This is a genomic window from Portibacter lacus (genome assembly GCF_021533215.1).
Lineage (GTDB): Bacteria > Bacteroidota > Bacteroidia > Chitinophagales > Saprospiraceae > Portibacter > Portibacter lacus.
Genome location: NZ_JAJNKA010000004.1, coordinates 20,762 through 32,484, shown reverse-complemented (window position 1 = coordinate 32,484; position 11,723 = coordinate 20,762). Strand labels below are relative to the sequence as shown.

10 protein-coding genes are annotated in these 11,723 nt (G+C 36.6%); 3 read left to right on the top strand and 7 right to left on the bottom strand.

The genetic code is table 11. From position 1 onward, the window contains the following. Positions 1-10: 10 nt before the first annotated feature. Positions 11-3,160: a tail fiber domain-containing protein gene (locus tag L2586_RS07780; protein WP_235292302.1), complete on the top strand. Its 3,150-nt coding sequence runs from the start codon at positions 11-13 to the stop codon at positions 3,158-3,160. Positions 3,161-4,873: 1,713 nt separating this feature from the next. On the opposite strand, the gene L2586_RS07775 is transcribed toward L2586_RS07780, so the two are convergent. The 4 genes from L2586_RS07775 to trxA form a co-directional block, all read right to left on the bottom strand. Then, positions 4,874-5,263, bottom strand: coding sequence for an RNA-binding S4 domain-containing protein (locus tag L2586_RS07775; RefSeq protein WP_235292301.1), 390 nt, complete (start codon positions 5,261-5,263; stop codon positions 4,874-4,876). Beyond that, complete coding sequence (locus L2586_RS07770; RefSeq protein ID WP_235292300.1) at positions 5,250-5,996, bottom strand: PPK2 family polyphosphate kinase; 747 nt, start codon at positions 5,994-5,996, stop codon at positions 5,250-5,252. Before L2586_RS07770 ends, L2586_RS07775 begins: the two co-directional genes overlap by 14 nt. Further along, positions 5,996-6,913, bottom strand: coding sequence for a DUF58 domain-containing protein (locus L2586_RS07765; protein ID WP_235292299.1), 918 nt, complete (start codon positions 6,911-6,913; stop codon positions 5,996-5,998). Before L2586_RS07765 ends, L2586_RS07770 begins: the two co-directional genes overlap by 1 nt. A gap of 91 nt (positions 6,914-7,004) precedes the next feature. After that, positions 7,005-7,322, bottom strand: a complete 318-nt coding sequence (gene trxA, locus L2586_RS07760) for a thioredoxin (protein WP_235292298.1) — start codon at positions 7,320-7,322, stop codon at positions 7,005-7,007. Between the two features lie 160 nt (positions 7,323-7,482). Here trxA and L2586_RS07755 point away from each other — a divergent pair, with 160 nt between their 5' ends. Further along, the gene (locus L2586_RS07755) at positions 7,483-8,559 is read left to right on the top strand and encodes a DUF3810 family protein (protein ID WP_235292297.1); all 1,077 of its coding nucleotides are present in this window, start codon (positions 7,483-7,485) and stop codon (positions 8,557-8,559) included. 11 nt (positions 8,560-8,570) lie between these two features. Here L2586_RS07755 and L2586_RS07750 read toward each other — a convergent pair whose 3' ends face one another. After that, positions 8,571-9,266: a nucleoside phosphorylase-I family protein gene (locus L2586_RS07750; protein ID WP_235292296.1), complete on the bottom strand. Its 696-nt coding sequence runs from the start codon at positions 9,264-9,266 to the stop codon at positions 8,571-8,573. Further along, positions 9,263-10,075, bottom strand: a complete 813-nt coding sequence (locus L2586_RS07745) for a hypothetical protein (RefSeq protein ID WP_235292295.1) — start codon at positions 10,073-10,075, stop codon at positions 9,263-9,265. Before L2586_RS07745 ends, L2586_RS07750 begins: the two co-directional genes overlap by 4 nt. Before the next feature lie 41 nt (positions 10,076-10,116). Between L2586_RS07745 and L2586_RS07740 the strand changes: the two genes are divergently transcribed. Continuing rightward, positions 10,117-11,010: a DNA/RNA non-specific endonuclease gene (locus L2586_RS07740; RefSeq protein WP_235292294.1), complete on the top strand. Its 894-nt coding sequence runs from the start codon at positions 10,117-10,119 to the stop codon at positions 11,008-11,010. A gap of 158 nt (positions 11,011-11,168) precedes the next feature. Here L2586_RS07740 and L2586_RS07735 read toward each other — a convergent pair whose 3' ends face one another. After that, a complete protein-coding gene (locus tag L2586_RS07735; protein ID WP_235292293.1) occupies positions 11,169-11,699 on the bottom strand; it encodes a thioredoxin family protein in 531 nt (176 codons plus the stop codon). Between the last annotated feature and the right edge of the window lie 24 nt (positions 11,700-11,723).

Below are 11,723 nucleotides of genomic sequence, written 5' to 3'. Positions count from 1 at the left end.
TCAACATTTAATGACTAAATTTTCCTGGTTTTCGTTGCTTTCATTAACCGTATTTTCATTTCTACTTTCTTCTTTGATCAATTATTGGGAAGAAATAGCAAATGCTTTTACTCGGAAATGTTTGCTAATCTTATTTCTTGCTTTCTCCACTTTCAGTATGACATATGGGCAAAATATTAGTGTGAACAACACAGGAGCATCTCCGGATGCTTCCGCAATTTTGGATATTCAATCTGCTGAAAAAGGGCTCCTCATTCCGCGGATGAGTTCCATCGAACGGCTCGACATTGCGAGTCCTGCTGATGGGCTATTGGTTTATGACAATACTACAGAGAGCTTTTGGTATTTTAAAAGTGGAAGTTGGGAAGAGATTGGATCTGGAAATGAATTGCAAGATTTGGATGCAGATACGAAAATATTGACGGAGCAAACTCCAGATGATGACAACATCCGATTTTATAATAAAGGAGTAGAATTTGCGAAAATGGATGGGAAGACCTTGCATCTTGAAGCACTTGGACAAAGCATTTTTATAGGGAAAGAAGCTGGAATAGCAGATGATGGTACGAGTAACAAGAACACGGCAATTGGATATCAAGTATTAAGTACAAATTCGACAGGATATAATAATACGGGGAGTGGTTATAATGCGCTTAGGTTCAACTCAACAGGATCTTCGAATACAGCATATGGATACGAGTCAATGAGAGCGAACACGACAGGATCCGAAAATACTGCTTATGGATCTAATACGCTGAGATTTAATACAACAGGTCAGGTGAATACGGCTAACGGAACGAATACCCTTAGGTACAACACCACTGGATCGGCGAATACAGCCAATGGTTACTCAGCACTTAGATCGAATACATCTGGTTCCAATAACACGGCTAGTGGTGGATTTGCTTTGTATGCTAACACTGTCGGACGGAACAATACAGCAACTGGTTACGAAGCATTAGAGGCGAATATATCTGGTTTTGATAATACCGCAATAGGATATGGGGCACTGAAGTTAAATACTTTAGGAGATAACAATACAGCAACCGGTCATTCTGCGCTAAATGATAATACAATTGGGGATAATAATACAGCGACTGGTTTTGCGTCCCTATCTTCGAACTCTATTGGGAGCAGCAACACTGCTAATGGTTATGCCGCACTGAAATCTAACACCTCCGGATCAGAGAACACCGCTAATGGATACGAAGCACTTACTACTAATACAACGGGTGAGTTCAACAATGCCAATGGTGCTTATGCATTGAAATTAAACACCACAGGTTCTCATAATTCTGCGAGTGGTTATGCGGCTCTTTATTCGAATACTACTGGTAATAACAATGTCGCTATTGGAAAAGAAGCGCTTTATCTAAATACGCAAGGTAGTTTTAATACTGCGATAGGATATCAATCTCAATATAACAGCATTACTGCCACTCAGAATACATCTAATGGTTTTCAAACCCTATATAGGAATACCACTGGATTCCGAAATACGGCAACTGGTTATCGAGCTTTATTTAATAATACGGAGGGCAATTGGAATACGGCGTTTGGATTTGAAGCGCTATTGTCTAATGTAGGTGGAGATCTAAATATGGCTGCTGGGTATCACGCTTTGTATAACAATACTCAAGGAAGTTGGAACGTCGCAGTAGGTCGAGAAGCGCTCTATAATAATACAACAGGAAATTCTAATACGTCGATTGGTTATCAATCAGGAGTAGGCTCAGGAGACTTGGAGAATGCTACTGCCATTGGTGCTAATGCGGTCGTTAATCAAAGCAATAGCTTAGTACTTGGAAATAATGTGAATGTAGGTATGGGAACATCTAGTCCATCTTCTTCCGCTAAATTGGAAATTTCAAGTAATTCGAAAGGACTATTAATTCCGCGAATGACTGCAACTCAAAGAGATAATATAACAAGTCCAGCAACCGGGCTTCTAGTTTATGTGACCACTGATAATATGTTTTATGCGTATAGCGGGAGTGCTTGGTGGGCGCTGAATGCTCGTACGAGTTTACTTCGGGATACCGATAATGATACCCAAATTCATGTGGAACAAGCTCCCGATGAAGATAAGATTATATTCAGAGTGGCAGGTGCTGAAAGATGGAAAATGACGGATGCTCGATTAGAGCCAGCAGCTTTTAATTTTGGGCTTTTTATTGGGATAAATGCAGGATTGGGAAATGCTACATTGGAAGATAATTTAGCCATAGGTAATTACGCGTTAAGTAATAGTGTAAGTGGTTCTTCAAATAATGCGGTTGGTTTTCAGGCATTAAAGAATACAACTACAGGAAGTGAAAACACAGCCAATGGTTCTGAAACGCTATTTACAAATACGACTGGAAATAAAAATACAGCGAATGGCTATAGAGCAATGTATAATAATACAGAAGGGTATAGTAATGTAGCAAATGGATATAAGGCGTTATCTAATAATACCACAGGTGCTGGAAATGTAGCACTGGGTCATCAAGCAGGTTACCTGAATAATACAGGTAATAGAAATACGGCTATTGGGTTTAATGCACTTGATAATAATACCACAGGAAATGATAATACAGTCATTGGTTTTGGGGCAAATGTGGGTTCAGGGGCATTAGGAAATGCTACTGCGATTGGAGCCAATGCAACCGTTAATCAGAGCAATAGTTTAGTTTTAGGTTACAATGCTAATGTAGGTATAGGCACTTCTTCACCTTCACAGAAATTAGATGTGGTCGGGAATATTGTAGCTACAGGTACGATTACAACTAGCTCAGATATCAGGTTCAAGCAAGGATTCGAAGGTTTTACCAATACCCTTGAAAAAATTAAAAATATAGAAGGGCAATATTACTTCTGGAACCAACAAGACTTTCCTGAGAAGGACTTTTCGAACGAACGTCAGATCGGCGTAATGGCGCAAGAAGTTGAAGAGGTGTTTCCTGAGCTGGTGGTGACGGATAGGGAAGGATATAAGTCGGTAGACTATTCCCGATTGACGCCTATATTATTAGAAGCGATTAAGGAACAACAAGAAATGATAGAAGAATTGCAATTGGAAAATAAGAAGATGAAAGAATCAGTGGTGAACATGAATAAAACTATTCAGAAAGATATCAAAATGTTGAAAGAAGCGCTAAAATTGAAGGAAGGAAAATAGGGATTGAGTTTGATATCAGGACGAAAATTTACTGAAGAATTATTTCAGAAGTACTATAAATAAAAAAAGATTGGAGTTCCTAATTCTCCAATCTTAAATCTTAATTAAACCTTTTAAACATTACTTGCACCCTTAAGACGAGAAGTTTTCAAAAGAGTCACATTTTTTATAAAACTTTTTTCGATTTGTCATTTTTTCTTAGAAATAGTCATAGAAAAATAATGGTATCACATAGAGTGATGCTATGAGTTTTTCGGTTCGCAAGAGTTGCAGTTGTTAGTTGTAAGCTGTAAGCTATTAGCTGTAAGCTGTGAGCAGTGAAGTACGAGGTCCATTTAGAGTTCATAATCAGTCATAGAAAAATCATGGTATCACATAGAGTGATGCTATGAGTTTTTCGGTTTGCAAGAGTTACAGTTGTTAGTTGTTAGCTGTAAGCTGTGAGCAGTGAGCTGTGAGCGAAGAGCTATTTTCGTAAAGTATAGTCCTTGTTATAAAGATTGTATAGAGAGTATTGTACTGAAGTACAAGGTCCATTTAAAGTTCATAATCAGTCGTAGAAAAATCATGGTATCACATAGAGTGATGCTATGAGTTTTTCGGTTCGCAAGAGTTGCAGATGGTAGCTATGAGCTATGAGCTATGAGCTGTAAGCTGTAAGCAGTGAAGTACAAGGTCCATTTAAAGTTCATAATCAGTCATAGAAAAATAATGGTATCACATAGAGTGATGCTATGCGTTTTTCGGTTCGCAAGAGTTGCAGTTGTTAGCTGTAAGCTACAAGCTACAAGCTACAAGCTGTAAGCTGTGAAGTACAAGGTCCATTTAAAGTTCATAATCAGTCATAGGAAAATCATGGTATCACATGAAGTGATGCTATGAGTTTTTCGGTTCGCAAGAGTTACAGTTGTTAGATGTAAGCTGTGAGCTGTAAGCTGTAAGCTGTGAGCAGTGAAGTACAAGGTCCATTAAAAGTTCATAATCAGTCATAGGAAAATCATGGTATCACATGAAGTGATGCTATGAGTTTTTCGGTTCGCAAGAGTTGCAGATGGTAGCTATGAGCTATGAGCTATGAGCTGTAAGCTGTAAGCAGTGAAGTACAAGGTCCATTTAAAGTTCATAATCAGTCATAGAAAAATAATGGTATCACATAGAGTGATGCTATGAGTTTTTCGGTTCGCAAGAGTTGCAGATGGTAGCTATGAGCCATGAGCTGTAAGCTGTAAGCAGTGAAGTACGAGGTCCATTTAGAGTTCATAATCAGTCGTATAAAAATCATGGTATCACATAGAGTGATGCTATGAGTTTTTCGGTTCGCAAGAGTTGCAGATGGTAGCTATGAGCTATGAGCTATGAGCTGTAAGCTGTAAGCAGTGAAGTACAAGGTCCATTTAAAGTTCATAATCAGTCATAGAAAAATAATGGTATCACATAGAGTGATGCTATGAGTTTTTCGGTTTGCAAGAGTTGCAGCTGTTAGCTGTTAGCTGTGAGCTATGAGCTGTAAGCTGTGAGCTATGAGCTGTGAGCTATTTTCGTAAAGTATAGTCCTTGTTATAATGATTGTATAGAAAGTATTGTACTGAAGTACAAGGTCCATTTAAAGTTCATAATCAGTCATAGAAAAATCATGGTATCACATGGAGTGATGCTATGAGTTTTTCGGTTCGCAAGAGCTGCAGTTGTAAGCTGTAAGCAGTGAGGTCCTTCTCAATCTATAAACCCATCCTTGAAATCTTCCAAGGTCCTTCGTTCTTTTTTGGTCGGTCTTCCAGCTCCTTTTTCCCTGATTTCAGGCCTCGCTTTTCCAATAAACCAATCATTAAATTTGTTGAGTTCCTCCTCAGAAGTGTGATCTTCATAACATTCTACAGCAAGCGGAGCACCAACTCTTTTTGCTATTAATTTTTGAACCTTGAATACTAGGTTGAATCCATTTTTATGAACACCTATCTCATCACCTACAGAAATATTCGCTGAAGCTTTGGCTTTTTCGCCATTAATCTTAATATTTCCCTTTTTGCAGTTATTCGTAGCTAGTGTTCTGGTTTTAAAGATTCTAACTGACCACAGCCATTTATCTACTCTAAGCTTGTCCATCTTTCAATATCGGAAATTCTAAATCCATGTTCTCCATGGTCTCTAATACTTTAGAAGCAATAAAATAATTACGATACCATCGCTGATCTACAGGAGCAATAATCCATGGCACGACAGAACGATTGATTGCATCTTCGTATACCCTCATGTATTCATCCCAAAATTTTCTTTCTTCCCAATCGCCAGGGTTGTGTTTCCAATTTTTCTCTGGAATATCTATTCGCTCTTGTAATTTTTCCTCTTGTCTTTCTTTTGATAAGTGGAGGTAGAACTTGAGAATAGTGGTATTATTATCTTCTATCAATAGGGTCTCCCACGCATTAATAGCGTTAATTCTTTGCGTCACTCGTTCTTCTGTTACCCATTTATGAACTCGTTGCACTAAGATGTCTTCGTAATGTGATCTAACAAATATTTTGATCATCCCTTTTGCAGGAGCTTCTTTCGTTACCCTCCATAAAAAATCATGAGCGAATTCTTCTTCTGTTGGTTTTTTAAATCCCTTAACAGATACATGTGAAGGACTTGTAGCTCCGAACACATGCTCGGTAGAACCATCTTTTCCCGATGAATCCATGCCTTGAAAAACAATTAACAATGAGTGCTTTTTTTGAGCTTTCATTATTTCTGCTAGCTCACCTATTCTTTTGGCTATTTTTTCTGTTTTTTTCTTTGTTTTATCTTTGTCCAGGCCTTCTGGAGCTCTCGTTGATATTTTACTCAAATCTATCATTAGGCATTCATTTTTGTTCGTTTCACTAAGTAATTCTGTAGAATTGGATGGAATCCTTTTCTAATATCTGCTTCTACTAAGTCAATTTTGTATTGTAAGCACTTCGCTTTTAGGTCATCGGTGAAAGCTTTCAGTTTAGTCTGATAATACTCCTTCACTTGATTCGACTGCAGTTTAACTTTTTCGCCACTTTCCATGTCTATAAATTCATAAGGTCTATTTTCGAACTCGAAATCTAGCTCTAAAGATTTATCGACCGTGTGGAAAAGCACAACTTCATGCTTATTATGCTTTAAGTGTTGCAGTGCTGCGAAGAGCTTATCAGAATTTTCACTGGTATCAAACATGTCACTGAAAACCATAATGAGCGATCTTCTATGAACACTGTCAGCAATTTGATGAAGCGCATCCGTAGCAAATGTCTTTTTCTGAGGTGTAGTATCGTGAATCAACTGATCAAGATAGGTCAATAATAATCTATAATGAGACGTACTAGACCTGCACTGTGTATGGATGTTGACAGCGGAATCAAATAAACTTAGACCAAATGCATCTCTTTGTTTCTTTAGCAGATTCATGAGCGATGCAGCAGCTAAAGAGGAAAACACGAGTTTGTTCATGCGATTTTTATCCTCCGGGAAATACATTGACGAAGAACAATCGACTACAATCTGACATCTAAGATTCGTTTCTTCCTCGAAACGCTTAGTGAAAAGCTTGTCTGTTCGAGCATAAACTTTCCAGTCAATGTTCTTAGTAGATTCTCCTGGATTATAAAGTCGATGCTCCGCAAATTCAACTGAAAACCCATGGAATGGACTTTTATGTAATCCAATAATAAATCCCTCAACTACCTGCTTTGCTAACAAATCCAGATTGTCTAAAGACTTTAGGTCGTAATTCTCGAAAAATTCCATTTGCTGAATTAAAATTAATAGTTGGCCTTAAATAAAAAGGTCCCATATTGAATGTCAATATAGGACCTTTTATTATTTATCGGCGTATTTTTTACAAATGCGCTTGGATTTTACTTTCAAGATTTGCTTTTGAAGTTGCTCCAACTTGCTTGTCAACAATTTCTCCGTTCTTAATGAAAAGAATAGTAGGGATACTTCTAACTCCGTATTTCATAGAGATTTCAGGATTGTTATCAACGTTAACTTTTCCTATTAGTGCTTTACCTTCATAATCTGTAGATAATTCCTCTATGATTGGAGTAACCATTCTACATGGTCCACACCATTCTGCCCAAAAATCAACAACTGCAAGAGTGTCTTCTGCTAAAGCTGTTTCTTGAAAATTGCTGTCTGTGAATTCAAATGCCATTTTATATTAATATTTTATTGTTCAATAATCTTAACCTCATTTTTATGATAATGGTTGCAAATATAATAGTAATATTCTATATCTTTTCACCTTTTTATAGCTAAGACGCTATGAATATTAGCTTTCAGCATTTGTCGCCTACTGACAATTCAAATCATTTATGAAATTGACCAAAAAATATATCGGATTGCTTGCAGGGATATTCACTATTATCCTCTTCCAATTCTTTAAAGCTTTTCCCGCTGTACTAGAGTCAGTATACACGAATGGCGTTTATAGACTCATTAGATTTATTTATTATTATACATTTGCCTACTTCCCTTTTCCTTTATTATATGTATTCATTGGTGGACTAATTACTTATGCGCTCTATCTCTTAATGAGAAAGAAAAAGGCTAAAATAATACCGCTCGTTCTTAATTTTCTAGGATGGATAATTGTTGTCTTTTATTGGTCATGGGGATTTAACTATGCAAGGACAAGTTTTGCTGACAGGTCGGCGTTAACCGTATCGGAGCCAGATGAGCACTTTCTCTATAAAGAATTATTAGAGGTAGATACAATTCTAATAAATCTTAGGAAGTCGATCTTAGAAAATGATACCATTCCTTTAAGCGAAATACACTTACCTAATGATTATCAAGAAATTATTAATCATAGTCAAGTTGATTTATTAACCTTTCTAAACCAACCTATATATAAGCAACCGAGGATTCGATCATTAAAACCGAAAGGAAGTCTCTTAAGGATCAAGACAGCTGGCGTTTACTTTCCATTTGTTTTCGAAGGACACATAGATGATGGATTGCACCCCATCGAAAAGTCTTATGTGCTAGCGCATGAAATGGCCCATGCATATGCCTTTACGGATGAAGGCGTATGCAATTTTATTGGATTTATGACCTGTGTTAATACAGATAACGAATTTATCCAGTATGCAGGATGGTTAGAATACCAAGGATACTTATATAGGGCATTAAGAAGAAACTTCCCAGAATTATTAAAGGATAACAATTATGAATTACCCATGGTTGTGAAAACTGATCTGAAAGATATTCGGAAGAGGTTAGACTTATATCCAAGTATTGCTCCCCAGCTCAGAGATTTGTTTTATAACAACTACCTGAAAGTGCAAGGTGTCCATGCTGGAATGAAGAGTTATGCTCAGATCACTAAGCTAGCTTATAGTTTTAAGCAAAAGTATGGAGATTACGACTTCAAGCAGTTCACTAAATGAGGTCTCGAAAATTATGAGATTCCGCGACTTAGGTAGTTAAGTTCCTCTATTAATTTCATCAATTCCTTATTCAGGTTTCTAATTGCAAATTCTTTTTCTCGATTGATGATCGTCGTAGGTTCTAGATATCTGTAAATGGTTCTCAATTGTAAGTACTTTACATCAAGCATTCTACAGGAATAAGCGAAAGCCGCACCATTCGTGGTTACAATTTCAGCATGGTACCTTTTATTGATTTCTTCGATGGTTTCGAATGTACCAGGAATCGTATTAACACTAATGTTTTTAACCACTCTAAGCTTCAGTGGATTGATGATGTCTTCATTAAATATTTCACCTTTGAAGAAAGGAAACCTCGTAGGTTCATGAAATTTTAGTTTAAATAGATCTTTGAAAGTTCCATCACTTTCTTCTATCCCAACATCACCTAGTATATCTCGTCCCACATTCACCGTCTGACCTATTTCAACAATTCTCGTTGTTCCGGCTGCTAGTCCAGCAAATATGGCATAGTCTATATCTTCGATACCATGGAACTTGGCCAATGCATACGGCATAAATATAGAAGCATATCCTGTGACAAGGGGAAATACAGTTAAATTACCTTTTTTATATTCTGAAAAACTGATCTTCTCCCAATTTTCATCCATATATTCAAGTGTTGGATTAATTTCTTCTCCTGAACTTGAAACAATTAATATTCTCATGATTTTGCGCTGTAAATAATGCCTATTCCAGTTGAATTTCCTAATACTGGATGATAACCGTTACCTAGATTTATTGCAATTTTAGTTAATTTAACCTTACATCCAAAATAAAAGCTTCCAGGAAATGTGTTCATTCCAACACGGATACTGAAACTAGAATGTAGGTCGTAATCGATGCCTACTTTTATGTTTTCCCGCTGACGTATATTTTTTTCAATGTCTGCGTATAACCGAACGACTTTACTTACTTTATAAAGTATACCAGCACTAAAAACAGTAGGGAAATCTGTATTTTCTGAAATCTGAAGCGGAAAAGGATTAGAAACATGAACACCTAATGAAACTTTATCACTGAGGTCGGTTAATACGCCAATTTCCATATTAGGTTCGAAAGAATTTCCGTAATTCTCAATTTGGAACTGATAGGCATTAAAAGTTGCCGCTAATTTGAAACTTTTAAACAACGCTCTAGAATAAGTTAAAGCATAGTTTTGGTAATTAAAACCTTCTAAACCGTATCGCTGGATTTTTAAACCAAATGTTCCTAACTTTTTAGTAGGGATCACTGCAGCTGCATGTAAGTGGAGTAGCCCTGAATCATTAAATAGCCTGGCTCCATCAACACTAAAACTCAACTCTTCAGCATCTGCAATTCCGGCTTGATTATACAATAGGGCATAATGACCAGAATATCCAGTACCTGCATTTCCTATACCCAATAATTCAGCTCCTTTCTCGAAAGGACTTTCCAATTGTGCCTGTATCTGCAATGTTAAAAAACAAAGACTAAAAAAAACAATTAGTTTCATGGTGGGAAGATAATAAGGATTAATATTATTATTGCATTAAGATGGCAAAGTTTAGAAGAAATCATACGAAAAGCGGAAATTTTTTTTCAAGTACATTCATAAGAGTTATCGCTTTTTTATTCATGGGCGGATTTGCAATATTTTATATTTTTCGCAATGTCGATGAAAAAGACTTAGGAGGATATGAAATTCCAACTGCGGATCATCCGGAGAATCGGTTCTATTTACCGACAGGAAGTAATGGTGAATTGATTCATCATACCTACTATTCCCTTGCGTATAATGAAAAAATGGAGCAGGCAGACTGGGTTGCTTATGAGCTAACCAAGGCCCAGTTGTTAAAACCGAATGTGAAAAGGGAAAGACAGTTTCGACCAGATTATGATGTTTCCACCCAATCTGCATTCCACAGAGACTACACAAGATCTGGTTATACAAGAGGACACTTAGCGCCTGCTGGAGATATGGCTTTTAACGTGGAAGCGATGAAGGAGTCTTTCTTTATGAGTAATATGAGTCCTCAGTTAGAATCATTCAATGGCGGAATATGGCGGGAATTAGAAGAAAATATAAGAGATTGGGCTTTTGATAATGATAGATTATACATTGTCACAGGTCCTGTATTAAAGAAAGGAATCATCAAGAAAATTGGTGATAATAAGGTAGCAGTTCCTAAATATTTCTTTAAAGTTGTTCTTGATATCGTGGGAAATGAAAAGAAAGGAATAGGTTTTATTATGGAAAACGAAATGAGTGAAGTTCCTCTTCAGGAATATGCCATTACTATAGATAGCGTCGAGCAATTTACTGGATTTGACTTCTTTTCTGACTTAATAACAGAAGATGTAGAAGAAGAAATCGAGTCGAAGGTAAATGTTAAAGATTGGCGCTTTGATAAAAGAAAGTTTGAAGATCGGAATACGCGATATCGATAGCAGAAAAAAAAATACATAAAATATAATAATTGCAAATAAGGAGAAACTTCTAGAAAACCAAAACAGGAAAGACAGAAGTTATTGAGTTAGTTGTTAAGGCCACTACAAGAAGTATATGTCTACTTGTTCTTGGTTTTAAATTTTAAGATCTAGCTTAATTAATGTGAGCCGCCAATAAGAGCACTATAGTTTCTGGAATAAGTTTTCCATGGAACTGAAGTGTGAAAATCCTCTCCGAAGTATTTCATAATCATAGTAAATGATTTAATATCTCTGTATCCAGGAATGGATTGAATCAGACTCAATTCTTCATCCAGAAAAACGACAGTAGGATAGGAGAGACGCCCTCTAGTTATCTCTGCAGCTAGCTGATGATATCCTCTTTTACCGCTTTTATTAAATTTGTAGACTTTTCCATTTAGAGAGATATCGTCTTTTTGCTCAGCATCGAACTTGATGGCATAGTAATATTTATTAACGTATTTTACGATTTCAGGATCTTGAAAAGTACTTGCATCCATCTTCTTGCACCATCCACACCATTCAGTATAGACATCGACAACAAACTTTCTCTTTTCCTCCTTTGAAGCGATAACAGCTTCTTCCCAAGACATCCAGTTGATCCCTTGCGTATAACCATTAAAATAAAAAGTAGTCATTAATATTAATCCTACTAAAAATTTTTTCATTCTTATATTTTTATCAATATCAAA